This window comes from Paenibacillus sp. JNUCC 35, assembly GCF_058269095.1.
In genome coordinates this window covers 4,278,075-4,301,266 of sequence record NZ_CM177771.1, presented here as the reverse complement: position 1 = coordinate 4,301,266, position 23,192 = coordinate 4,278,075, and the positions used below count along the sequence as shown (strand labels likewise).

Genomic DNA, 23,192 nt, shown 5'->3' with positions numbered 1-23,192 from the left:
AGGAGATGGAGAGAACGAAATGGCACAACCGACGATTAAATTAAACGTATTAGCGAAAACGGCTGAAAACGCCAAGCAGATCGTAGAAGCAGCGGAAGGCCGCGTATATGTGGGCCTGATGGTTAAGAACTTCCCGTCCGTGGATGAAGCGGTTAAAACCGTAGAAGAGTTTCAAGCCGCAGGCGTACCGGTTTCGGTAGGTCTCGGCGCCGGCGATCCGGCGATGTGGAGCAAGGTTGTGGACGTTTCCGTCCGCACGAAACCGGCTCACGTCAACCAGGTGTTCCCGGCTGCGGGCTACACGCTCGGAGCTATGCGCGCGGTTGGCAGCGAGGATACGCTCGTGAACGCTCTGATCACGCCAAGCGGAACGGCCGGTCAAGTCAGAATCGCCACGGGACCGACCAGCGTTTCTTTTGAAAACGACACGATTTCTTGTGAAGCGGCAGCGGCTATGCTCGCTGAAATCGGCGTTCACTCCGTTAAGTTCTATCCGATCGGCGGAACGCAGCATTTGGACGAGCTGGCGGCAATGGTGAAAGCTTCCGTCGCACAGGGAATCAAAATTTTCGAACCGACCGGCGGCATCGACATCGATACCATCGGCAAAGTCGTGGAAGTTTGTGCGGAGAACGGGGCGGAAATCATCATTCCTCACGTGTACACGTCGATTATCGATTCCGCAACCGGCTTGACGCGCATTGAAGATGTGAAGGAACTGCTTCGCGCGATTTCTTAATAGATGCTGTAAAAAGCCCAATACCGCATGCAGGCTGGAGCCGCATGCGGTATTTTTGCTGAGAATAGGGCAATTCCAAGTAAAGAGTAGATAATTGTGCCCTTTATTCGCCGAATTTATCCCTTATGAACTTTGTCTATTTATGGTGTAATAAGGGTACGGGTCAGCTTCAATTTCACACTCCACACGTTCTGGTACTCTCGCAATTCCGGGGAGTACACTTTTTTTTGTCCGGAGATTGGATCCGCTGCAAATCAGAAGCAAACCGGGGCAAAATCGAGGCGTTCTTTCCACAATTATTATTTAAAAAGGATTGTATGCTATGGAACTACAGATTGTTTTGGAGAAAGCGTATCAATTGGCAGGGGAAAAGCTGAAGGACGAACCGACCGGACACGACTGGTGGCATATTCACCGTGTAACGCGTTTGGCCAAGCTTATCGCGAAGAAGGAGAACGCGGACGAGTTTGTGTGCGAAATGGCTGCTTTACTGCATGATCTCATTGACGAGAAGCTGGTGGACGACAAAAAGAAGGAAACCGAGAAACTTGCCGCATGGCTGGCGGACAACAAGGTGCCCGGCGAAGCGGTCCGGCATATCCTGGACATCATCGGAACCTTGTCTTTTCAGGGCGGCACCGGCACAAAGATGAGCACACTCGAGGGCAGGATCGTCCAGGATGCGGACCGGCTCGATGCGATCGGAGCCATCGGCATAGCGCGGACATTCGTTTACGCGGGAGCGCGGGGAAGCCTGATTTATGATCCGCATCTCGAACCGCGATCTGAAATGACGGAGGAACAGTACCGAGAAGGCAAGAGCACCGCGATCAATCATTTTTACGAGAAGCTTCTCAAGCTTAAAGAGCTGATGAATACGGAAACCGGCAGGCAGCTGGCCGAGGAGCGGCATGAGTTTATGGAGCAGTATCTGGTGCGGTTTTATTCCGAATGGAACCTGGGGAACGGCCTGTAGTTCCGGCAGGCGAGAGCAGTAGAAGTCGAACGGTAAGACGCTCTCACAAGGTGACAACGAAGCGTCCTGTTTGAATGGACATTTGTATCCCTTTCTGTAAAAATTTCCCCCTGCCGCGGCGGGAGGAAGTGTGATGTAATAAAGATAGCCGACAGCTGCTTGGATTCCAAGAGAGTCGGCTCTTTTGATGCGCAGCCTCTTGAAGTACGGGCTCCGGGGTTTCATCTGACGCCTTGCAGGGTAAGTAAGCATTGTAGAGATAACCAATAACCCTCTAAGGAGATGAGATACCATGGACAACAACGTATTCAAAGGGAAATGGAAACAGCTCAAAGGGGAAGCGCAAAAACAGTGGGGTAAACTCACGGACGACGATATGGATGTTATTAACGGCGAGAAAGATAAACTTGTAGGCAAGCTTCAAGAGCGTTACGGGCATACGAAGGATGCCGCGGAGGACGAATATCACCGCTGGTCCAGCAGCTATCGTGACGAAGCTCCCGCAGACGCCGATCGCCGTATCTAAGCAGGCCAATCAATAGAAAAGAAACGGAGCGTGCTCCGTTCCTATAGGAAGAAACCGGATCCTCGTGATCCGGTTTCTTTGCCTATCCGGGGTAAAGTGAAGCCGCTAGAAGCGGATATGAGTCATCTTAGCGCAGGGCGGGCAGGTCCCGTTTTTTCAGGCGCAAAAAACGGGCCGCTGGATGAGCGAACCCGTTTGATCGTTTACTTTTCAAAAACCTGAATGACAAGCGAAGCGAGCTTTTGCATAAGCGTCTCTTTAGGCGCCCCGGCAGCCGGTTTTTCCCCGGCTTGTACCACACTGCTTGCTTGATCGCCCGCCGGCGCCGATGCCGCTTTGACCGCGGTCTGTGTTTTGGCGGCCGCCGAATCCGGCGAAACTTCACGGTAAGTCAGAAAATCGGTGTAAAAGCCGTGCACGCCGATTTTTTTCAGCTTGTTGATTTCCTTCAACTCATTCACCGTATGGACATAGACGGGAACACCCAGGTTGCTCAGGCCGCCGATCATCGTAGAGGTAGCCCGTTCGACCGGCATCGCTACCGCCTTGATGTTATTTTTCTTCACCAGAGAGATGATTTCTTTTTCGGAGTAGCTGGTCATGTAGATGGAGAAGAAATAGTTTGGAAAATCATAGATTTGCTTCACTTGGTTGATCATGTCGATTTCGTACAATTCCGGGACAATGCGTTCCAGAAGAGCCGGATTTACCGCTTTTGCTTGTTGAACGATAAGCTGGAACTGCTTCTGCACAACTTCCGGGTTTTCGCTTTTCGTATCGGTTACGATGTAAGCATCCGGGTACTGTTCCAGCAGTTGAAGCAGCAGATCGAGATCAAGAGGCGTATATTTGTTCAAAATTTTGTGCCGTTTGAATTCCGCCAAGGTGACAGGTCCGTCTTTAAGATGATCGGGAAGGGTCGGCTGCAGACGATCGGATAAATAACGGAGCCAGTCATGCCGTGCCGCGAGCTGGCCGTCCGATGTCAAGTTAAGATCGACTTCGAATAGGCGGTGACCTTTTTCGTAATTGATCAGAAAAGCCTCATATGAGTTAGTGAGAGTTTCACCGGAAATTCCGCCCATCGCATGAGCGATCAGGGTTTGATCGGTCCAAGGCTCCGCTTCTTTGGCCGATGCATGCTGGAAAGGCGGCAGCGCCAGCGTAAGCAGAAGAGCGAGAACTCCCGTTAAGTGTTTTTTCACTATAACAACCTCCTTCATGTTATTATCTTCTGTCTCAACACCTCAAAGCGGGGATTGAGCGCATGACGTACGGGTTGTTAGAAACTAACTTTATTTACCCGGTAACATTGGAGTGAAACAAGAAAATAGGAAGGCAAGCTGATATTTTTGTCGAAATTTGGAATTTTAGTCCGATTATAAGCATCGGATTTTAGGTTTATTAAGAGAGGAAATTGACGTTAAAAATCCCAACTTTTATATAAAATGAATGATAAGTGAGTCTAAATTTGGTTTATAAAAAGATAAATTCGTCTAATTGGATAGAAATACGCATAAGTTTATTCCAAAATGATAGAAAGTCGTTTAGAATGGAGATATCCACTTATTCAGACACGAAAGAAGATGACTCTCTTGAAATTTTCCGCTGCCCGTTTAAAACTGCTGCTGCAATTATTCGGTTCGTTCGCCCGCATCGGGCCCGTTTCCTTTGGCGGAGGCTTTGCCATGCTGCCCATTCTCGAACGGGAGATCGTGCTGCGCCGCCGCTGGCTGGACGAGGACGAATTCGGCGAAGTGATTTCGGTCTCGGGAGTCGCTCCCGGCGGAGTGGGCGTGAACGCGGCCGCCTTTATCGGTTACAAGCTCGGAAGCGTTCCCGGCATGCTTGCCGCCGTTTTCGGCATGATGCTGCCTACCTTCGTGCTGGTGCTTATACTCGCTATTGGCTTTTCCGCGTTCAGGCAGTATCCTAAAGTTATTGCGGCAATGGAAGGCATTCAGATGGCGGTTCTGGCTCTGATCGCTTACGCGGGATTGAAGCTGCTGCGCTCTTCGGTATTCGACGGCGCCTCGCTGTTTGTCTTCGCAGGTTCTATCGCGGCTCTGCTTCTGACGGGAATCCACCCTCTGCTCGTCATGCTGCTTGGCGTCACCGCCGGCTGTGTGCTGGTGCTGGCAAAAGGACATTTCGGCTTCGCCGTTCGCTTCGAGCCTAAAAAACGGAGACGGGAGCGGTCCGCTGACCCGGCCGTTCCCCGTTATCCCGAGCTCGAATGTTATTTCGGCGAAGGCATATAAGGGGGAGAGTCAAGATGCTGATCACCCTTTTCTGGACGTTCCTCAAAATCGGGGTTCTCTCCTTCGGGGGCGGATTCGCGATGATTCCGGCCATTCAGCATGAAGTCGAACTGCAGGGATGGCTGACGCCGGAGCAGTTTTCGGAAGCCGTGGCGATTTCCGGCATGGCGCCGGGGCCGCTGGCGACGAACTGCGCGATTTATATCGGCAAAATGACGATGGGGCTCCCCGGAGCGGCGGCAGCCGTGCTGGGCATGGTACTCCCGTCGGTCGTTCTGATTGCGGCCGTCGCGCGTTTCTTCTATGCCATCCGGACGCACCGTACCGTCAAAACCGTCTTTTACGGGCTGCGTCCCGTAGTGGCCGCGCTGGTCGTCGTGGCGGCTCTGCGCTTTGGCTTTACCTATTTCCGGGCGGAATGGTGGACCTGGAAGACCGGCGTTTCAGCGGCTATTTTCCTGCTGGCGCTGCTGGGGCTTACCCGTTACCGGATGCATCCGTTGTCCGTTATTCTGCTTAGTGCGTTAGTGGGTGTAGCGATTTATGGTTAACAGTCCGATTTCCGAGCGCATCGGAAACCGCAAACAAAAAGAGTTGTTCGAGCTGATCCGCCAGGGCGGAACGGTCTCCAAGATCGAGCTGCTGGAAGAAAGCGGCTTGACCGTAAGCACACTTACCCGGCTGCTGGACGAATTGTGCGCGCAGGGCCTGATCGCCGAATCGGGGCACGGCCCGTCCACAGGCGGCCGCAGACCGGTTCTTTACCGAATTCAGGCGGATTACGGCTGCGCATTCGGTGTTGATATATCCCGTACTCTTTCCCGTCTCGTTCTGACCGACATGCAGATGAAGGTGCTTGAAACGAGGACGTGGGAAATGAAGGAGGGGCTGACGCCGGATGTGCTGCTGGCGTCCATCGCCGACGAAGCGGAAGCGATGCTGCAGCGCAGAGGTTTTTCCCCCGGACATGTGCTCGGCATGGGTGTCGGAGCCGTAGGCCCGGTAAACCGCGAGGAAGGCGTCATCCTGAATCCGCGTTATTTCCCGACGCCCGGCTGGAGCGGCGTGCCCGTCCGGAATATGCTGGAGGAACGGCTCGGGCTGCCCGTACTCCTCGATAACGGAGCAAATACGGCGCTTCTCGCGGAATCTTGGTCCAGACAGAAACGCTCCTTCCGTCATATGCTGTATGTACACCTAGGCGTCGGCCTCCGCTCGTCCATGCTCAGCGAAGGGAAGCTCATCTACGGAGCCGTCGATATGGAAGGCTCGATCGGGCAGATGATCATCCAGACGGATGGCGTCGCCCCCCGGTCCCAAGAGGGGAATTACGGGGCGCTGGAGTCCTATGCATCCATTTATGCCGTCGAACGCGAAATACGTGCGCGGCTCAAGCAGGGACGGTCCAGTGTGCTATCCGCGCTCGGCAGTCCGGATGCGCTTACGTTCCGCGAGATTGTGCAGGCTCTCCACAGCCGGGACCCGCTGGCGGTTGAAGTCATCACGCAGGCCGCCGTCTATTTCGGCATCGGGCTGGCCAATCTGCTCAATATGCTGCATCCGGAGAAGGTCGTGCTCGGAGGACCGCTTATTTCGACGAATGATTTATTCTTCTATACCGCCACACAGACCGCGATAAAGAAAACTTATTATTACCCCGACTACCAGGTGCTATTCAGCAAAGGAAGTTTCGGAGAGGAAGCCCTCGCCATCGGGGCGGCAGGACTGGTTATCCGCCAGCTGTCAGCGATCTAAGGTTGTGGCGGTTCATGATCTCAGAAAAAAAGCCGAGCGCTGATTCGGCTAGGAAAGATATCCTTTAATTGGTGGAGTTGATAAAAAAAGGAGAGATCAGACATGGAGAAATTGTTCACTAGCAGTGTATTTACACCTCCGCACGGATTTACGGGTGGAATCGAAGGTCCCGCCTGCGATGCCCAAGGGAATTTGTATGCCGTTAATTATGCGAAAGAAGGTACCATCGGCAAAGTAACGCCGGCAGGCCAAAGCAGCGTGTTCGTGGAGCTTCCGAACGGCAGCATCGGCAACGGAATCCGTTTTACGCGGGCCGGAGAGATGCTGATCGCCGATTACAAGAATCACAACGTACTGAAGATGGACATGAACACAAAAGCCGTTTCGGTCTGGGCGCACGGACCCGGAATGAACCAGCCGAACGATATTGCGATCTCGGCAAACGATATTGTTTTTGCAAGCGATCCGAACTGGAGCAACAACACGGGGAGTATTTGGCGGGTGACCCCGGGCAATGTGACGCTTCTGGAGAGCGGAATGGGGACAACCAACGGGATCGAAGTTTCACCGGACGGGAAAAAGCTGTATGTGAACGAATCCGTTCAGCGCCGGATCTGGGTATTCGATCTGACCGAAGCGGGCGCGATTTCGAACAAGCGTCTGTTCATTGAATTCCCCGACTTCGGACTGGACGGCATGCGCTGCGATTCGCAGGGCAATCTGTACAGCACCCGTTTCGGCAAAGGAACGGTCCTGAAGATTTCCCCGCAGGGCAACATTCTTCAGGAAGTCGTTCTGCACGGCAAAAACTGTACGAACCTGACCTTCGGCGGTCCGGACGGCAGAACGGTCTATGTCACCGTAGCGGACAACGGCAACGTGGAAAAGTTCCGCACGGACGCCCCCGGCCGATGCCGGGTACTCAGCGGGCTCGTCACTTCTTAGACCCCTTTCATCTGAATCAAAAAAAAGACTTGGTTCCGTACGCTTCCTCCGGGAAGCGCACGGCCAAGTCTTTTTTATCATGCCGTTATTTCAGTTCATTCACTTGTTTGACCGGTGTCGTTTGAATCGGCAGGTTTTTGGAATCGATCACTTTCACCTGCAAGTTCACCGGTTTCCCGGGTTCAGCGGCATCTTTCGGGACGATGACGGAGAGCGATTGGCGGCTCTCGTAAGTCGTCTTGAGGGCCTTGTCGTTCAAATAAACGACACACCCCGGAGCAAAGTTCTTGCCGCTGATTTCGACGGAAGAATCTCCGCTGCTGCCTCCGGCCGTGCTTTGGTGAAGCGGAGACACATTGTCGATCGTCATTTCACCGAAGCCGAGTGTGTATTTCGGATTGATGATTTTGTCGCGGAAGCCGTTAAAGCTGTACTGCTCCCCGAACAGCACGTCATACTGCAGCATCCGGTACTCCGTTACATCCTGTTCGGTCAGCTTCATCCGGTCGTAATGATTCCGGGGCGGGATCATCGGGAACTTTTTGGACAAGGAGAACAGGTAGTCCGTGTACGGCGTTCCTTCGCGCTGCGCCAGATTCAAAAGATAAGGCCCGAGGAAGGAAGCGCTCATGTCGAGCTTATCCTGGTGCTTCGGCAAATAGTTATCCCAGACGACGACCGGCAGGGTGTACATTTTATCCAGCACGGCTGCGGAATCGTCATCGTCCTTCAAGTATCCGGTATCTTTGTAGGCCTGGAAGTTATTGCCCATGGCCGGAAGATGGTCGCCGAACAGCATGATGATCGTCGGTTCGCCTTTCTTCTCGTAATGTTCCACGAGCATTTTGAGCGCGGCATCCGTATTATGAACGCCCTGGGTGAGTGTTTCGATCATGCCCTTCGTTTCCTCCGGGAAATTGCCGCTCGCTTTGATGGTGTTCTGTTTGAATTTATCCGGTGTAAACGGCGCGTGATTCTCCATTGTGTTCGCGAATACAAAGTGAGGACCGGACGTGCTGTCGACCTGCTCGATGATTTTGTTCATCACCGCTTTGTCGGCCAGATAAGGACCGTTGTATTCCGGCTCGAAGTACTCCTGAGAAATGAATTTGGAGAATCCGAAGTTCTGGTACACGTTGCGGCTGTTGAAAAACCAGTTATGGAACGGGTTAATGGCCGCCGTCTGATACCCTTGTCTCGCTAAAATGCTGGCCAGTGAATCGACGCGTCGGTTCATGTATTGGTTATAGGCGATGGCGCCTTCCGGCAGGAACCGGATCGAATTGCCCGAGAGCACTTCGAATTCTACATTGGCGGTTCCGCCGCCGAACTGAGGCGACAGCATATAACCGCTGGAATAGTTCTGCTGGAGATGGTGGATGAACGGAACCGGATCTTCGCTGAACGTTACGTTCTTCATCCGGGTAGGATCCCAGAAAGCTTCGCCGAGAATGACGATAATGTTCGGTTTTACATTCGGATCTACGTTGGTACGGCGTTCGACCCGCTTCACGAAATTGTCCATATTCGCCTGGCTGTAGCCCTGGGGAGCATCGATAATGATCTGCTCGATATTCATGACGGTGGACAGCATAAACCCGTTGACATGATAGTTATCGGCCTGGTTCCAGGGAATGGTGGAAATATGAAGGGCGGATTTGATCGGAACCGGTTTGTCGAAATAGACGGCGCATGCGAGCGCGACTCCAAGGACACCGAGAACGATGTTCTCTTTCCAGCGGAAGCGGGAATGGGTCCAAGGAACGAAATAGAGCAGGGCCACGCTGGCCGCAAGGAACACGATAATGCCGATTACGATCGTTTTATCGAACAAACCGTTCAAGTATTGTACGATGTCGGTCGTCTCGCTGCTGAGAAATAAATCCCAGGGCAGAAGAGGCACACCGAGAATTTTGAATTTAATTCCGCTGATTAGACCGCAGATCAGCATGAAAGCGGCTACGATCCAGAACGCGATGCGGCTCCGGCCGGTCAAAGCGGTAAAAACAAGGAACAGGCAGAAGGTCAGCAAATAGTTCAGCACCATTTCCCCCGGACTGTGCTTGACCCAGGATAGGGCGGCCATCACTCCTCCCCGATTTAAAAACTCAATGAAGACAACGAGCAGCAGGGGCCAAACGAATAAGTGCAGCCGACGCGCTATAAAATGAATACCTTTCTGCATCACAGATCTCCTGTTCATTCAATTTACAAACATTTTACATATGATTTGCTCTGTCATTATACCATGTAGAACCAGGACTCGATACCTAAAACCTTGTAACAAAATCGTTACAATTTCATAAAGAATTTGTGATTATTATCACATGTGGGTGCTCACGCCGAAGGTAAGATGAAACCATGAAAAGCTTCATTGACAAAGGGGGATGCCGCTATGGCAAAGCTCGCGCCTGCCAAGGAAAAGCAGGACATTAAGCCCGCTCCGCAAAGCGGGGCGAACGAGAAGGAACCGGAGCTGAAAGGCGCTTTCGCATCGGTTATGATTCTGGGCGCGTTTATTCTGATTACCTGGTTCGGCGTATTTGCTTTGTACCTTATAAGAAGTTAACGGGGCAAATGCGCAAAAAGTTCCGCGAATCGGAAAAAAAAGAGGGGATATTACATGCATATTCATCGTTTGGAGAAAATCTGGATCGTTTTCGGCATCTCCATGCTCATCGTTTTCCTGTCCGTGATCGGCGTATCCGCGTTTGCGATGGGAATGAACCCGCCGACCGGCCATGCGCACACGATCGATCCGGCGAAGGTCGATTTGACGCCGCCTTTCGATCAGCCGGGCCTGAAGAAAGTAGGGGAGAACGAATACGAAGCCGTTATGACCGCTTTCGCGTTCGGTTACAAGCCGGATAAGATGGAAATTCCCGCGGGAGCGACCGTGCATTTTATGATCACAAGCAAGGACGTCGTCCACGGGTTTGAAATCCCGGGCACAAATGTAAACATGATGGTACTTCCGGGGGAAGTGAATCATCTTACGTATAAGTTCGACAAGCCGGGTTCTTATCTCGTGCTCTGCAACGAATACTGCGGCGGAGCCCACGAATGGATGAAGACGACGATTGTCGTTAACTAAACCCACCGGCAGAAAGGAAGTCGTTATGTATGAACGGAACCGACACGCAACCGGCGCGGCAAGCCGCCGCTGCCTTTAATCCGAAAGACAGCAAGCTCGTCCTCGCTCACATTTTATTCGCTTTCGGCGCTCTTCTTCTCGGAGGCATTGCCGGAGTGCTGCAGGGCCTAGTCCGCGGAGGCATGATCAAACTGCCCGCCGGTATCGGTTATTATCAGCTGCTGACGGCTCACGGCGTGCTGATGGCGCTCATTTTTACAACCTTTTTCATTATCGGGTTCCTGTATTCGGGTATCTCCAAAACGCTCGGAGGCGAGCTGCTGCCGCTGCCGCGGCGCCTCGCCTGGCTCGGATTCGGCCTGATGGCGGGCGGAACGGCGCTGGGAACGGTTTTTATCCTGCTTAATAAAGCGTCCGTGCTGTACACGTTCTATGCTCCCCTTAAAGCATCGCCGTACTTCTACATCGCTTTGACGATGGTTGTCGTGGGCAGCTGGATGAGCGGCTTCGGCATCTTCATCAATTACCGCTATTGGAAGCGGACTCATAAAGGGCAGCTGTCGCCATTGTTTTCCTTCATGGCGGTTATTACGATGCTGCTCTGGCAGGTCGCGACCATCGGGGTAGCGGCGGAGGTTCTGCTCCAGCTGATTCCTTGGTCGTTCGGCTGGGTCGACACCGTCAACGTCCTTCTGAGCCGCACGTTGTTCTGGTACTTCGGTCATCCGCTCGTTTACTTCTGGCTGCTGCCCGCCTATATTTGCTGGTATACGATTATTCCGAAAGTTATCGGCGGCAAAATATTCAGCGACGCGCTTGCCCGGCTTTCGTTTATCCTGTTCCTGCTGTTCTCGATTCCGGTAGGGTTTCACCACCAGCTGACAGAGCCCGGAATCAGCTCGTTCTGGAAATTCCTCCAGGTTATTCTGACCTTCATGGTCATCGTGCCTTCTCTGATGACGGCGTTCTCGCTGTTCGCCACCTTCGAAACGACAGGCAGAGAGAAGGGAGCCAAAGGACTGTTCGGCTGGTTTAAATTTCTCCCTTGGAAAGACGTCCGGTTCTTCGCACCGTTTATGGGGATGCTGATTTTTATCCCGGCTGGAGCGGGCGGCATCATCAATGCCAGCAACCAGATGAACCAGGTCGTACACAATACCCTCTGGGTAACGGGGCACTTTCATCTGACCGTCGCGACCAGCGTGGCCCTTACTTTCTTCGGGATCACTTACTGGCTGATCCCTGCGATTACGGGCCGGCAGCTGACGCAAAGGCTGCATAAGCTGGGAATTTGGCAGACGATTCTCTGGTGCGTCGGCATGTTCTTCATGTCGGGCTCCATGCACACCGTCGGCCTGCTCGGCTCTCCCCGCCGAACCGCGTACACGACGTACGAGAATCACCCCGACACGGTGCTGTGGATGCCTTACCACGTCGCGATGGCGATCGGCGGCATGATTCTTTTCGTAGCCGTCGTCATGATGATCTATAATGTCGTCGCGCTTATGTGTTCGCCTAAAGGCGAGACGGAGTACCCGATCGGTGAAGTGCGTGACGCATCGGAGCCGACTCCGAAGCTGTTCGAGCGCTGGGGGCTCTGGCTCGGCGTCACCGCCGTCCTGATCCTTGTCGCGTATATGATACCGGTCGCCCAGATGATGGGCGGAGATACGCCGGGCTCGATCCCTTTTGTAACCTGGTAAAAGCAGCAAAATAACAACCCGCCTTGTGAGTTTGCATGGGCGGGTTTTTCGCGATTTTCGTACAAGGAAGGCGTTCCCAGTTAGAACGGTTCCGGAATCGGGTACTGAACGGTAGAATACACAGACGACTAAGGAGCCGTGAAATAATGGATCTGATTACAGGAAATCCGCTCTGGCCTCATACAAGTAACGAAAAAAAGCGATATCCCCGGTTGGAGGAAGATATAGAATGCGAAGTTCTGGTCATCGGCAGCGGAATGTCCGGGGCCATGAGCGCTTACATGCTTACGAAGGCGGGATTCGATACCGTACTTGTGGATTCAAGGGAAATAGCCGGCGGCAGTACGATGGCGAATACCGGGCTCATTCAATTTTTCAACGACAAAACGTTAACGAGCTGCATCCACACCTATGGGGAGGAGAACGGCGTGGCCTTCTACAAGCTGTGCGAGGAAGCGGTCCGCACTCTGGGGCGGATCTGCGAAGAGGAAGGGATCGACGCCCAGTTTCAGCGGCGGGAATCGCTTTACATGGCTTCCGACGAAACGGATGTGCCGATGCTGAAGGAAGAATACCGGACGCTGAACAAATACGGATTTGAAGTCGAGTACTTGCAGCCAAGCGACCTAGCGGATAAATTCTCTTTCACAAAACCCGGGGCTATCCTCGCGTCCGGGGATGCGGCCATCAATCCGTACGCCTGCGTTAACGGCCTTATCGAAGTGTCGGCTGCAAGGGGAATGAGAGTCTATGCCCGGACCGAAATCGATTCACGGTTGGAGACCGCGAACGGTACGGTCTTTTATACGAAAGAACGGAGGCGGATACAGGCGAAGTATGCGGTTTATTCGACGGGATACGAAACCCAGGAAATGAAACGCAACCGCAACGCCAAGCTGCTAACCTCCTACGCGATCGCGACTCAACCGGTGGGGGAATTTTCCGGATGGTACAAGGAGTGCATGATTTGGGAGACCGCCCGTCCTTATCTGTATATGCGAACGACCATGGACGGGCGGATTATTGTGGGAGGGGAAGACGAAGATATGCTTCCCGAAGAAGAACGGATAAACCGCCTTGCGGTCAAGACGGCTATTTTGCTGGACAAAGCGAAAGCCTTGTTTCCGGAGCTTGACCTTCGCGCGGAATTTTCGTGGGCGGCGATTTTCGGTGAAACGCATGACGGGTATCCGCTGATCGGAGTGCAGGACGGATTTCCGAACAGCATGTTCTCGCTCGTATACGGCGGGAACGGAACGGTATACTCCGTACTTGGAGCCGAAATGATTGTGAACCGGCTGCAAGGACTTACCCATCCGGGGGAGCGGCTGTTCCGGTTCGACAGACCCCGTCATACCCCGCCGGCTTCCGAGGTCAAGCAAGTAGGCTAAGAAAAATTAATGCCTTCTTAAACATACAGACATTTTATGGCTACTTCCTATCCTATATAATGAAGGGAGCTGTGCGCATCGCACAGATTTTTGCTTCAGGGAGAGGAGAACAAGCATGAAAGTCGCCGTAGTTGGCTGCGGAACAATGGGGACCGTTCACGGAACGGACTATCATCGGCTGCCGGGAGTCGAATTAACCGGAGTTTGCGATCTCGACCGGGAAACGGCCCGGGACCTGGCCGGACAAGTGCAGACGAAAGCGTACTTTTCTTTCGAGGACATGATGGCGGAGGCGGAGATCGACGTCGTCAGCATTGCTCTGCCGACCAACCTGCACAAGGAATATGTCATGAAAGCGGCCGATCTGGGCAAGCACGTCATTTGCGAAAAACCGATTGCGCTGACACTGGAAGATGCCGAAGAAATGATCGCCTACTGTCAAAAGAAAGGCGTGCGTCTGTTCATCGGCCATGTGGTCCGTTTCTTCCCGGAATATGTGGATCTCAAACGTAAACTGGAGGCCGGCGTAACCGGGGAACCCGGGGTGGCTCACTTGAAACGGGTAGGCTCGCATCCGGGAACCGTCAAGGACTGGTACAATGATTATGACAAAAGTCACGGCGTCATCATGGACATGATGATTCACGATATCGACTTTGCCCGGTGGGCGTACGGAGAAGTGCAAGAAGTATTCGCTCTTAACCGGCGCAGCGAAGAGCAGGATTACGCTCTGGTGACCCTGCGGTTTGCAGGCGGCGCCATCGCGAATCTCGAAGGCCACTGGGGCTATCCGGGCGCTTTCGCGACAGCTGCCGAATTCGCCGGTAAAGCCGGCATTATCCGGCTGAACAGCCGGGAGACGGATTCCTTGAAGCTGCTGAGGAGCAGTGCGTCGCCGGTCGGCGCACGCGGGGTGCAGGTACCGAAAAGCCCGTCTTACCAAGACCCGTACTACTACGAGCTGGAGCATTTCCTGGCCTGTATCCGGGAGGACAAGGAACCTCTCGTTTCGGCGGAAGATGCGCTGCGGGCCCTGGAAATCGTGCTGGCCGCCCTCGAGTCCGCACGTACGGGACAGCCTGTCCGGCTGCCGCTAAAAGGAGGCGTAACGGGATGAGAAAGCTCAAAATCGGAATGATCAGCTTCGCTCACGGTCACGCGTTTTCGTATTTTAACGCTCTGAACGCTATGCCGGAGGTCGAGGTTGCCGGGATTGCCGACGAGGACAAGGACCGTGTCGCCAAAATTACGGAAACTTACGGGATCTCCTACTACAGCACGGCGGAAGAGCTGCTGAAAACCGATCTAGATGCCGTCGTCATCTGTTCCGAGAATTCCCGCCATGCGGAACTTACGATCGCTTCCGCCAAAGCCGGGAAGCATATCCTGTGCGAGAAGCCGCTCGGCATCTCCACGGCGGAGATGGAAGAGATGATCACGGTGTGCCGGGACCATGGCGTGCAGCTGATGACAGCGTTTCCGTGCCGTTACATACCGGCTGTCGTACAGGCCAAGGAAGCCGTCGACCGCGGGGAAATCGGCGAGATTATCGCCATCAAAGGAACCAACCGCGGCAGCATGCCGGGCGGATGGTTCGTCGACAAGAAGCTCTCCGGCGGCGGCGCCGTGTTCGACCATACCGTCCATGTGATGGATTTGATGCGCTGGTTCCTCGGCAGCGACGTCCGTGAAGTGTTCGCCTATTCGGATACCCGCTTCCACGAGCTTGATATCGACGATGCCGGCATGGTGCACGTGAGGTTCGAGAACGGCGTCTTTGCCGTGCTGGATCCGAGCTGGTCTCGCAGCAAAACGTTCCCGACCTGGGGCGACGTAACGATGGAAATCACCGGAACGAAAGGGGTCATTTCGATCGATTCCTTCGCGCAGAAGAACGAGGTTTTCAGCGATGTTACCGGCAAGGCCCAGTGGAGCTATTGGGGAGACAACATGGACGAGTACATGATCAGAGGATTCGTTGATGCCCTTCTCGGCGGGAAGCCGGTGCCGGTTACCGGCGAAGACGGGCTCAAAGCGGCGGCCGTCGGCCTGGCCGCGTACGAGTCGGCGCAGGCGGGCAAGCCGGTCGTTCTGAGATAATTTTTTATAAAAATCCGGACCCTCGCGTTCCGGCAGGTTCCTTGCGCAGAGCAGGCGACCTGCCGGTTTCGCCTGGGTTTTTTCGGGTCTTTTTCCCGGTCAAAGTTTTGTGAACACTTTCCGACACTAGTGTCTTATTGGATGGGTTATTGTCTGCAAGACCTTGTAAACCCTCGGACGGCTTGATATGATAAGGGCGTTGCTGCGTCTACAAGGAATACATATACGAACATGGAGGAATCGACATGTCAGACAAGTTGTTAAACATTTTTCATCAATCGCATGCGGGATCGTGGGCGTTTATCGTCATCCTGTTTGTGGTAAGCGCCATTTTTTACCGGCAGAAAATTACTCCTATGATCCTCAGATTGTTCTACCTGATCATGCTGGTTTCCGGAATCGGCATGCTGATCGGCTACGGCTTCCCGGTCAAGTACGTGGTGAAGGGAATTATCGCTATCGTTGTGATCGGTCTTATGGAAATGATTCTCGGCCGCATGAAAAGAGGACAAGGCAAGGAATCTTCCACCAAGATTCTTTTTGTCGTCTGGGCGGTTCTGATCCTGGTCGTCGTGCTTCTCGGCTACGGAATATTTTAAGTAAACGAAAAAGCGGTAGAACCGTCCCTGCCTAAATGGGGGACGGTTTTGTCCGTGTATCCGGTTAAGGAGAGAAATCATGTTAAAACCGATGCTGTTTCTGTTCTGGTCTACGATGTTGGGCGGGCTTGTTCTCGGTATTGCCGTCTGGGGGATCGGCAAAGCCATTTTCCCGGACTTTGTGTCGATGGATGTCGCGGTGAGCGGCGCAAGTGAATTTTCCATGATCATTATGGCGACACTTACCATGTGTATGATCAGCGTGGTCGGGTATTTCGCGTACCTGATGACGAATTACTACATGATCGGAATTCTCCGGAACCGCAAAGGCGCCTGGTCGGGTCTTCAGCTGTTCTTTATCGTCATGGCTATCGCGAACTTGTTTTTCCTACGTTACCAAAGCTTTGCGGAAGGCAAGGAAAGCCTGGCGATGTATGTCGGTACTCCGGTCCTGATCGCTGTGGCGGGTTTGATCGTTTCGCAAGTGAAGGTGAAGCTGACCAATGCTTCGGCCAGAATTCCGACGCTGTTCTTTATGATCGTGGTCACCTGCCTGGAAATGCTCCCGGCTTTCAGCATCAACGATTTGACTTCGCTGCTGTACGTATCGCTGGTCCTGCTGGCCTGCAACGCGTGGCAGATTCTTATTTTCCATAAGCTGACGAACACGAAGAAACACCAGCAGATGAAAAAGGCGCAGGTTAAGAAAGCGTAATCTTTACACAGGTACAAGAAATTCCAAAGGGGCCGATCGTATGAACAAGCGTGTCGTGTTCATCATGCTGCTGATGTTTACCGTCTACCTCGGATTCGGATTAATTATCCCCGTCCTGCCCGAGCTGCTGCACGGAATACCGAAAGGAGAGACGCATCTGGGATGGGTCCTCTCCATATACTCCATCATGTCCTTCCTCGTCTCTCCTTTATGGGGAGGCCTATCGGATAAAATCGGCCGCAGACCCGTTCTGCTGACCGGAATTTTCGGCTTTATGATTTCCTTCATCCTGCTTGCGCTGGCGGGAACGAATCTGCCGCTCCTCTATCTATCCCGCATTTTGGGCGGCATCTGCTCGGGGGCTCTGAGCGGAGTCGCGCTGGCTTATGTCGCGGATATTACGACCCATGAGGAACGGACGAAATCCATGGGCTTCGTCGGAATGTCGATCGGACTGGGCTTTATTTTCGGTCCGGCGATCGGGGGAACCTTAAGCGTGTTCAGTTTGTCGCTCCCGTTCTGGGGAGCCGCGCTTCTGTCCGCGGGAATTTTCTGCGCGGGATTCCTGAAACTTAAAGAATCGCTGCCGGATAACAGAGGACAGCACCAGGGGAACAAGCCGTCCCGCTGGTCTCTTTTCCGGGGAAAGCTCGGTTATCTGTATATGATGACTTTCTTCGTCACTTTCTCGCTGGCGGGTCTGGAAGCGACTTTCCAATATTTCCAGATCGCCCGGTTCGGCGTCACGCCGCTGCAGATCGGCTTGATGTTTATGTTCAGCGGATTTGCCGATGCGCTGGTACAGGGCGGACTCGTCCGCGTCATTGCCAAGAAAAAGAAGGAAAAAATCGCGATTCTGGGCGGGCTGCTCGCCTCGGCCGTCGGCTTCCTGCTCGTGCTCGGCTCCGCCGGCTTCTGGACGGCTACGCTTGCCCTGACCGTGTTCAGCGCCGGCAACGCCATGATTCGGCCGTGCGTCAACTCGCTGTTAACCCAGCGCACCCGACACGGTCAAGGGGTCACGACGGGCCTCAGCTCGTCCATGGACAGTCTGGGCCGGATCGCCGGACCGATCACGGGCACTTCGCTCTTCGGCATTCAGCACGGCCTTCCTTTCGCGGCAGGCGCCGTCGTTTCGGTGCTGGCCGGCCTGCTGCTGCTGCGTTTCAGCCAACTGGACCGCGAATCGGGAGAGGAACTGCCGGAGACCGTATAGTCCTGCCGTTCTATTCGCCCATGATGAAAGACCCGCCTCTGCCCGGCGGGTTTTTTCCGTTTACACGGACCCGGAAAAAAAGCTCCGGAAGGCGTCCTTGGTTGACGCGGCGCCGGAAACGTTTTTACAATAGAAGAAGGAAACGAGAGGAACGGTGCCGAGAAACCCCGCAATCGGGCATACCGGACCGTTACCGGTTTATTAAAGGAGAATTCGATGAGCAAATCACTTGTACTGGCCGAAAAACCGAGCGTGGCAAAAGAAATCGCCCGTGTGCTCGGATGCGGTCAAAAGCATAAATCGTATTACGAAGGTCCCGGACATGTGGTGACCTGGGCGCTCGGTCATCTCGTCGGCCTTGCGGAGCCCGAAGATTACGATACCCGTTATCAGAAGTGGAACCTGGAAGATCTGCCGATTATTCCGGGCCGCATGAAGCTTAAAGTGCTCAAGGAAACGTCCCACCAGTTCCGCGCCATTGCGGATTTGGCGAAACGCAAAGATTTGGCGGAGCTGATCATCGCGACGGACTCCGCCCGCGAAGGCGAGCTTGTCGCGCGCTGGATAATGGAAATGATCCGGTGGAACAAGCCGTTTCAGCGGCTGTGGATCTCCTCGCAGACCGATAAGGCGATCCGCGAGGGCTTCGCGAACCTGAAGCCCGGCAAACAATACGACCGCCTGTTCCAGTCGGCGGTCTGCCGGGCCGAGGCCGATTGGCTGATCGGCCTGAACATCACCCGCGCGCTCACGAGCAAGTACGACGCGCAGCTTTCGGCCGGACGCGTCCAGACCCCGACGCTCGGGATGATCATGGACCGCGAGAAGGAAATCCGGAACTTCCGGTCCGTGGAGTACTGGACCGTGCAGGCGGATTTCGGCGCGTTCCGCGGGACGTGGCGCCAGCGCTCCGGCGAGAGCCGGCTCTTCGAGCGCGAGCGTGTCGACGAGCTCGTGCAGCGCGTCTCGGGCAAGAGCGGCAAAGTCGTCTCCGTCAAGAAGACCGAGAAGACGGAGCCCCAGCCGCTCGCGTACGACTTGACGGAGCTCCAGCGCGATGCGAACCGTCGGTTCGGTTTCTCGGCGAAGCATACGCTCTCGACGCTCCAGCGGCTCTACGAGCAGCATAAGCTGGTGACGTACCCGCGGACAGATTCGCGGTACCTCACCAGCGATATGACGGGCACGCTCAAGGAGCGGCTCCAGTCCGTTGCCGTCGGCCCGTACGCGCCGCTCGCGAAGCCGCTCATGAAGGGTCAGCTGCCCGTGTCGAAGCGGATTGTGGACGATTCGAAAGTGTCGGACCACCATGCGATCATTCCGACGGATGAATACGTGAATCTGTCCGCTCTGTCTGCGGACGAGAGGAAGCTCTACGATCTCATCGTGCGGCGTTTTCTCGCCCTGTTCTATCCGGCTGCCCGTTACGAGACGACCGCGATGGTCGTCGAAGTGGACGGCGAGCCGTTCCACGTGGCCGGCCGTGTCGTGAAGGATGCGGGCTGGCGGAGCGTGTACGGACCGGGAACCGCCGCGGATTCCGGAGACGGCGACGAAGAGGACGGCGTGGAAGGCGCCGACCGAGCGGATCTGCAAGAGCTTCCCGCGCTGTCCGCCGGAGATAGCGCCGGGGCGGTCCGCTGCCGTGTCGGCACGCACCGGACCCAGCCGCCGAAGCGGCATACGGAGGCGACGCTCCTGACGCAGATGGAGAAGCACCACCTCGGTACGCCGGCAACGCGGGCGGAAATTATCGAGAAGCTCGTCAGCTCCGATACGATCGAGCGCGAAGGCGGGTGCCTTCACCCGACGGGCAAAGGTACCCAACTGATCGAGCTGGTTGCCGAGGAGCTGCGTTCTCCCGAGCTGACGGCCAAGTGGGAGCAGGAGCTTGAAGATATCGCCCGGGGACGGGGCCGCACCGAAACGTTCCTCAGCGGAATCCGCGATATGACCAAGCAGCTTGTAACCGGCGTAAGAACGAGTCAGACGGAATACAAGCCGCACAACCTGACGAACAGCCGGTGTCCCGAATGCGGAGAACGGTTAATGGAGCGGAAAAGCAAACGCGGCAAAATGCTCGTGTGCGCAAACCGTGAGTGCGAATACCGCCGCTCCGCGGAGAAGCAGCTCGTCAACCGGCGCTGTCCGCAGTGTCATAAGAAGATGGAGCTGAAAACCGGCAAAGCGGGCAGATACGTTCAGTGCCTCCCGTGCAATGTCGTCGAAGTGCTGGGCGAAAGTACGGGGAAAGTCGCCAAGCATCAGCAGCAAAAGCTCGTCAAGCAGTACAGCAAGCAAGAAGATTTAGGGTCGAGTCTGGGGGATGCTCTTAAGGCGGCCCTAGCCAAAAAAGACGATTAAGCTTCATAAGTCAAAAGGGCGGGAGCAATTTCCTGCCTTTTTTAATATTCTTTATTTATAATAATTCTAATTAAGTATTGATTTTAAATAAGGGTGGTGGTACACTAAATGTACGGCAACAAAAGAAGAATAATTAAACCCAAATGAGCGTTATCAAGGAGGAAACGAACGATGACAACTTTGACCCGAGTGAAAACTGTTACCCAATTAAATCAACTGGCCGCCGACTGGACGGTCCTTTCCATGAAACTGCGCAACTTCCACTGGTGCGTTAACGGGCCTCATTTCTTTACGCTTCATGAAAAATTCGAAGAGTTTTACAACGAAGCGGCTCAGCATATCGACGATATCGCGGAGCGGGTGCTGGCGTTAAAAGGCAAACCCGTGGCGACACTCGCTGAGACTTTAAAGCTGGCCCGTCTGCAGGAAGCTGCGGGCTCCGAAACCGCGGAGCAGATGGTAGAAGCCGTACGCGGCGACTTTGAACGGCTGGTCGGTTTCCTTCAGGAAAGCATTACGGCCGCTGAAGAAGAAGGCGACGAGCCGACGGCGGATATGCTGACCGAGCTGCAGGCATCGCTTCAGAAACACGTTTGGATGCTGGGCGCCTTCCTTGGCCGCGCCTAATTTTTCTTAGTAAAGGCAGGTTCCCCGGGACCTGCCTTTTTGGCGTACTTCCTACTTAAGTCCCGTCGACCGTCTGGAAGATTGTGCTATACTGATAGATGGCGGCTGCTAGAAAGAGGCTGCTAGATTCTCCAACTATTTCAAAATTGAGGTGACCTCATGAAAAAACATCTGCCAATCTGGCAATCCGCCGTGATTGCTTCCATGCTGCTCGCCGGTGCGGTACCCGCGGCTGCGGCTTCCGCAGATACAGTTACCGCCGAAACAGCGGCTGCCGGACCCGTCTCCGCTTCCGATACGAACGCGGTGACCGTTCTCGCTCCTCTGCGTCTTGTAAGCGAAACGGCCGGAGCCAAGGTGGCCTGGAATAACGAAGAGCGTACCGTAACCTTGTCGCTTGGGAGCGATACGATCACGCTTGCGATCGGAAAATCTACGGCCTTTATCAACGATAAAGAAGTGGAACTAAGGGCTACGGTCCAAATCAAGGACGATAAAACGTTCGTTCCTCTGAATTTTTTGACGGAAGCTTTGCACACGGCTGTTTCCTGGGACCCGCAAACCGGTAAGCTGATCATCCCGAAAGGGGACTTGAAAGCCGCGGCAAGCGCCTTTGCCAGTCACTGGCTGCAGGGAGAAAACGAGAGCGCGGTTTCTTATTTTAACGCAGATCTCAAAAAATCCCTCAATGCCAATCAGCTTGCCTACATAGCGCAGTACTACACCAACATGTACGGTCCGATAACCGGGCAGCTTGGGGCCGGAACGACAAGCAATTCCGTGCATGAAAATGTGTATTTGACCTACGAAACGCAGAGCACCCTGCCGTTCCAGATGACAGTCCGGTTCGACAAGCAGGAACGTATCGACGATTTATACATACCGCCCTACTACTCTCCGGATACTTACCGGAAACCGTCTTACGACGATTCCAGCGCTTATGTTGAAAAAGAGGTGAAGCTCGGCGAAGGCAGGCTCGCTCTTCCGGGCACGCTCACGCTGCCGAATAAACCGGGTCCGCATCCGGTTGTCGTCCTCGTTCACGGCTCCGGCGCCAACGACCGTGACGAGTCCATCGGCGGCTCCAAGCTGTTCCGGGATATGGCGGTCGGCCTAGCCGCCGAGGGAATCGCCACTCTCCGCTACGAGAAAGTGACGCGCGAGCACCCGTTCAAATCGGCTACGCCGACTTTTACCGTACAGGACGAGACTGTAGCGGATGCCGTGTACGCGGTTAATCAGCTAGCGAAGACGGAGGGAATCGATCCCCAGCGCATTTTCGTAGCGGGTCACAGCCAAGGCGGGATGGTCGTTCCGCGCGTTATTGACGGAGTCAAGGACGTGAAGCTGGCCGGTGCCGTCGTGATGGCCGGACCGACCAATTCCATCGAAGACGTCGTGCTGGAGCAGTCCAAGTACCAGTTGGAAGTCAACCGGGAACGCGGTCTGGATACGAGCATGCTGGAGCAGCAGGTCGCCTTCTGGGAGCAGCAGCTGAAGCTGATCAAAGATCCGCAGTACTCCGTGGACAACCTCCCCAAAGATCTTGCGCTGAGCAACGCCTACTGGTGGATGGATTTCCGCAACTACTCCGCCTCCGAAATCGCTAAAAAACAGGATAAGCCGATGCTGATCCTGCAAGGGGATAACGATGCCCAGGTGCTCGCTTATCATCTGGACAAATGGAAAGAAGCGCTTAAGGATCGTACGAACGTGGAGTACAAGCTGTATCCGAAGCTGAACCACGTATTTGCGGAGGTTGACGAAAAATCGACCGGCGCCGAGTATAATGAACCGGCCAATACACCGGCTTCCGTTATCAAGGATATTGCCGATTGGGTGAAGAAAACGAAGTAAGGCGTTATGCCGTAAACTATAAAAGCCTGCACGGAAGGGAATTTCCTCTTCCGCGCAGGCTTTTTTGTGTGAGTAAGCGGCTTGGCTGCCGATTTCGGCGTGATTGCAGGATTGGATCGTAATCTATCCTCGGACATCCTCTGATCGCGGACAGCCGATAGGGGTGCCCATGTGATTTGAGACGCCGCAAACGCACGGCGATGCCCGGGGAGTGGCGAGTATACAGCTTTTCACTGCTCCCAGCGAGCGTTGTCGCATGACGGTGGTCACAGCTTGTAGCTATTCCCCCGCTTAAAAGAGCTTGCGCGGTGTTGTTAGCAGGAA

General features: G+C 54.4%; 21 protein-coding genes. 19 read left to right on the top strand and 2 right to left on the bottom strand.

What is annotated here, in order from left to right:
- The first annotated feature begins 19 nt into the window (after window positions 1-19).
- From AC2TF6_RS19400 to AC2TF6_RS19390, 3 genes are all read left to right on the top strand, one after another.
- A complete protein-coding gene (locus tag AC2TF6_RS19400; RefSeq protein ID WP_009677236.1) occupies window positions 20-739 on the top strand; it encodes a KDGP aldolase in 720 nt (239 codons plus the stop codon).
- A gap of 322 nt (window positions 740-1,061) precedes the next feature.
- The gene (locus AC2TF6_RS19395) at window positions 1,062-1,715 is read left to right on the top strand and encodes an HD domain-containing protein (protein WP_491308107.1); all 654 of its coding nucleotides are present in this window, start codon (window positions 1,062-1,064) and stop codon (window positions 1,713-1,715) included.
- Window positions 1,716-2,007: 292 nt separating this feature from the next.
- Window positions 2,008-2,241 (top strand): CsbD family protein, encoded by a 234-nt coding sequence (locus tag AC2TF6_RS19390; RefSeq protein ID WP_369995248.1) that lies wholly within the window; start codon window positions 2,008-2,010, stop codon window positions 2,239-2,241.
- Window positions 2,242-2,444: 203 nt separating this feature from the next.
- On the opposite strand, the gene AC2TF6_RS19385 is transcribed toward AC2TF6_RS19390, so the two are convergent.
- Window positions 2,445-3,446, bottom strand: a complete 1,002-nt coding sequence (locus tag AC2TF6_RS19385) for a phosphatidylinositol-specific phospholipase C/glycerophosphodiester phosphodiesterase family protein (RefSeq protein ID WP_491308106.1) — start codon at window positions 3,444-3,446, stop codon at window positions 2,445-2,447.
- 381 nt (window positions 3,447-3,827) lie between these two features.
- On the opposite strand from AC2TF6_RS19385, the gene AC2TF6_RS19380 reads away from it, so the two are divergent.
- From AC2TF6_RS19380 to AC2TF6_RS19365, 4 genes are all read left to right on the top strand, one after another.
- Window positions 3,828-4,502 (top strand): chromate transporter, encoded by a 675-nt coding sequence (locus AC2TF6_RS19380; protein WP_016423975.1) that lies wholly within the window; start codon window positions 3,828-3,830, stop codon window positions 4,500-4,502.
- Window positions 4,503-4,516: 14 nt separating this feature from the next.
- Window positions 4,517-5,053 carry a chromate transporter gene (locus AC2TF6_RS19375; protein WP_491308105.1) on the top strand — a complete coding sequence of 179 codons (537 nt, stop codon included), beginning with the start codon at window positions 4,517-4,519 and terminating at the stop codon, window positions 5,051-5,053.
- The gene (locus AC2TF6_RS19370; RefSeq protein WP_491308104.1) at window positions 5,046-6,257 is read left to right on the top strand and encodes an ROK family transcriptional regulator; all 1,212 of its coding nucleotides are present in this window, start codon (window positions 5,046-5,048) and stop codon (window positions 6,255-6,257) included. Before AC2TF6_RS19375 ends, AC2TF6_RS19370 begins: the two co-directional genes overlap by 8 nt.
- Before the next feature lie 102 nt (window positions 6,258-6,359).
- Entirely contained in the window at window positions 6,360-7,202 is an 843-nt protein-coding gene (locus AC2TF6_RS19365; protein ID WP_491308103.1) for an SMP-30/gluconolactonase/LRE family protein, read from the top strand.
- An 85-nt stretch (window positions 7,203-7,287) separates the two neighbouring features.
- Here the strand turns inward: AC2TF6_RS19365 and AC2TF6_RS19360 are convergent, their stop codons facing one another.
- Window positions 7,288-9,387 carry an LTA synthase family protein gene (locus tag AC2TF6_RS19360; RefSeq protein ID WP_491308102.1) on the bottom strand — a complete coding sequence of 700 codons (2,100 nt, stop codon included), beginning with the start codon at window positions 9,385-9,387 and terminating at the stop codon, window positions 7,288-7,290.
- Between the two features lie 210 nt (window positions 9,388-9,597).
- Here AC2TF6_RS19360 and AC2TF6_RS19355 point away from each other — a divergent pair, with 210 nt between their 5' ends.
- The 12 genes from AC2TF6_RS19355 to AC2TF6_RS19300 all read left to right on the top strand — a co-directional run bounded on the left by AC2TF6_RS19355 (window position 9,598) and on the right by AC2TF6_RS19300 (window position 22,868).
- Complete coding sequence (locus AC2TF6_RS19355) at window positions 9,598-9,771, top strand: cytochrome c oxidase subunit 2A (RefSeq protein ID WP_009677255.1); 174 nt, start codon at window positions 9,598-9,600, stop codon at window positions 9,769-9,771.
- Between the two features lie 54 nt (window positions 9,772-9,825).
- On the top strand, window positions 9,826-10,296 hold the full coding sequence (locus AC2TF6_RS19350; protein ID WP_009677258.1) for a cytochrome c oxidase subunit II: 471 nt from the start codon (window positions 9,826-9,828) through the stop codon (window positions 10,294-10,296).
- A gap of 29 nt (window positions 10,297-10,325) precedes the next feature.
- Window positions 10,326-11,999, top strand: coding sequence for a b(o/a)3-type cytochrome-c oxidase subunit 1 (locus AC2TF6_RS19345; protein ID WP_491308101.1), 1,674 nt, complete (start codon window positions 10,326-10,328; stop codon window positions 11,997-11,999).
- Between the two features lie 146 nt (window positions 12,000-12,145).
- Window positions 12,146-13,390 (top strand): NAD(P)/FAD-dependent oxidoreductase, encoded by a 1,245-nt coding sequence (locus tag AC2TF6_RS19340; RefSeq protein WP_491308100.1) that lies wholly within the window; start codon window positions 12,146-12,148, stop codon window positions 13,388-13,390.
- 115 nt (window positions 13,391-13,505) lie between these two features.
- Window positions 13,506-14,507, top strand: coding sequence for a Gfo/Idh/MocA family protein (locus AC2TF6_RS19335; protein WP_491308099.1), 1,002 nt, complete (start codon window positions 13,506-13,508; stop codon window positions 14,505-14,507).
- Complete coding sequence (locus tag AC2TF6_RS19330) at window positions 14,504-15,490, top strand: Gfo/Idh/MocA family protein (protein WP_491308098.1); 987 nt, start codon at window positions 14,504-14,506, stop codon at window positions 15,488-15,490. Before AC2TF6_RS19335 ends, AC2TF6_RS19330 begins: the two co-directional genes overlap by 4 nt.
- Before the next feature lie 245 nt (window positions 15,491-15,735).
- Window positions 15,736-16,089 carry a DUF1516 family protein gene (locus tag AC2TF6_RS19325; RefSeq protein ID WP_491308097.1) on the top strand — a complete coding sequence of 118 codons (354 nt, stop codon included), beginning with the start codon at window positions 15,736-15,738 and terminating at the stop codon, window positions 16,087-16,089.
- Window positions 16,090-16,168: 79 nt separating this feature from the next.
- Window positions 16,169-16,804 (top strand): KinB-signaling pathway activation protein, encoded by a 636-nt coding sequence (locus AC2TF6_RS19320; protein WP_009673246.1) that lies wholly within the window; start codon window positions 16,169-16,171, stop codon window positions 16,802-16,804.
- Between the two features lie 40 nt (window positions 16,805-16,844).
- Entirely contained in the window at window positions 16,845-18,020 is a 1,176-nt protein-coding gene (locus AC2TF6_RS19315) for an MFS transporter (RefSeq protein ID WP_491308096.1), read from the top strand.
- Between the two features lie 216 nt (window positions 18,021-18,236).
- Complete coding sequence (locus AC2TF6_RS19310; protein WP_491308095.1) at window positions 18,237-20,384, top strand: DNA topoisomerase III; 2,148 nt, start codon at window positions 18,237-18,239, stop codon at window positions 20,382-20,384.
- 171 nt (window positions 20,385-20,555) lie between these two features.
- Window positions 20,556-21,011: a Dps family protein gene (locus AC2TF6_RS19305; protein ID WP_491308094.1), complete on the top strand. Its 456-nt coding sequence runs from the start codon at window positions 20,556-20,558 to the stop codon at window positions 21,009-21,011.
- A gap of 159 nt (window positions 21,012-21,170) precedes the next feature.
- Window positions 21,171-22,868: an alpha/beta hydrolase family protein gene (locus AC2TF6_RS19300; protein WP_491308093.1), complete on the top strand. Its 1,698-nt coding sequence runs from the start codon at window positions 21,171-21,173 to the stop codon at window positions 22,866-22,868.
- Window positions 22,869-23,192 lie beyond the last annotated feature (324 nt).

Excerpts from the sequence above, each read along its gene's own strand:
- AC2TF6_RS19400 (WP_009677236.1), top strand. The coding sequence starts at position 20 with ATGGCACAACCGACGATTAAATTAAACGTATTAGCGAAAACGGCTGAA.
- AC2TF6_RS19395 (WP_491308107.1), top strand. The coding sequence starts at position 1,062 with ATGGAACTACAGATTGTTTTGGAGAAAGCGTATCAATTGGCAGGGGAA.
- AC2TF6_RS19390 (WP_369995248.1), top strand. The coding sequence starts at position 2,008 with ATGGACAACAACGTATTCAAAGGGAAATGGAAACAGCTCAAAGGGGAA.
- AC2TF6_RS19380 (WP_016423975.1), top strand. The coding sequence starts at position 3,828 with ATGACTCTCTTGAAATTTTCCGCTGCCCGTTTAAAACTGCTGCTGCAA.
- AC2TF6_RS19375 (WP_491308105.1), top strand. The coding sequence starts at position 4,517 with ATGCTGATCACCCTTTTCTGGACGTTCCTCAAAATCGGGGTTCTCTCC.
- AC2TF6_RS19370 (WP_491308104.1), top strand. The coding sequence starts at position 5,046 with ATGGTTAACAGTCCGATTTCCGAGCGCATCGGAAACCGCAAACAAAAA.
- AC2TF6_RS19365 (WP_491308103.1), top strand. The coding sequence starts at position 6,360 with ATGGAGAAATTGTTCACTAGCAGTGTATTTACACCTCCGCACGGATTT.
- AC2TF6_RS19360 (WP_491308102.1), bottom strand. The coding sequence starts at position 9,387 with ATGCAGAAAGGTATTCATTTTATAGCGCGTCGGCTGCACTTATTCGTT.
- AC2TF6_RS19355 (WP_009677255.1), top strand. The coding sequence starts at position 9,598 with ATGGCAAAGCTCGCGCCTGCCAAGGAAAAGCAGGACATTAAGCCCGCT.
- AC2TF6_RS19350 (WP_009677258.1), top strand. The coding sequence starts at position 9,826 with ATGCATATTCATCGTTTGGAGAAAATCTGGATCGTTTTCGGCATCTCC.
- AC2TF6_RS19345 (WP_491308101.1), top strand. The coding sequence starts at position 10,326 with ATGAACGGAACCGACACGCAACCGGCGCGGCAAGCCGCCGCTGCCTTT.
- AC2TF6_RS19340 (WP_491308100.1), top strand. The coding sequence starts at position 12,146 with ATGGATCTGATTACAGGAAATCCGCTCTGGCCTCATACAAGTAACGAA.
- AC2TF6_RS19335 (WP_491308099.1), top strand. The coding sequence starts at position 13,506 with ATGAAAGTCGCCGTAGTTGGCTGCGGAACAATGGGGACCGTTCACGGA.
- AC2TF6_RS19330 (WP_491308098.1), top strand. The coding sequence starts at position 14,504 with ATGAGAAAGCTCAAAATCGGAATGATCAGCTTCGCTCACGGTCACGCG.
- AC2TF6_RS19325 (WP_491308097.1), top strand. The coding sequence starts at position 15,736 with ATGTCAGACAAGTTGTTAAACATTTTTCATCAATCGCATGCGGGATCG.
- AC2TF6_RS19320 (WP_009673246.1), top strand. The coding sequence starts at position 16,169 with ATGTTAAAACCGATGCTGTTTCTGTTCTGGTCTACGATGTTGGGCGGG.
- AC2TF6_RS19315 (WP_491308096.1), top strand. The coding sequence starts at position 16,845 with ATGAACAAGCGTGTCGTGTTCATCATGCTGCTGATGTTTACCGTCTAC.
- AC2TF6_RS19310 (WP_491308095.1), top strand. The coding sequence starts at position 18,237 with ATGAGCAAATCACTTGTACTGGCCGAAAAACCGAGCGTGGCAAAAGAA.
- AC2TF6_RS19305 (WP_491308094.1), top strand. The coding sequence starts at position 20,556 with ATGACAACTTTGACCCGAGTGAAAACTGTTACCCAATTAAATCAACTG.
- AC2TF6_RS19300 (WP_491308093.1), top strand. The coding sequence starts at position 21,171 with ATGAAAAAACATCTGCCAATCTGGCAATCCGCCGTGATTGCTTCCATG.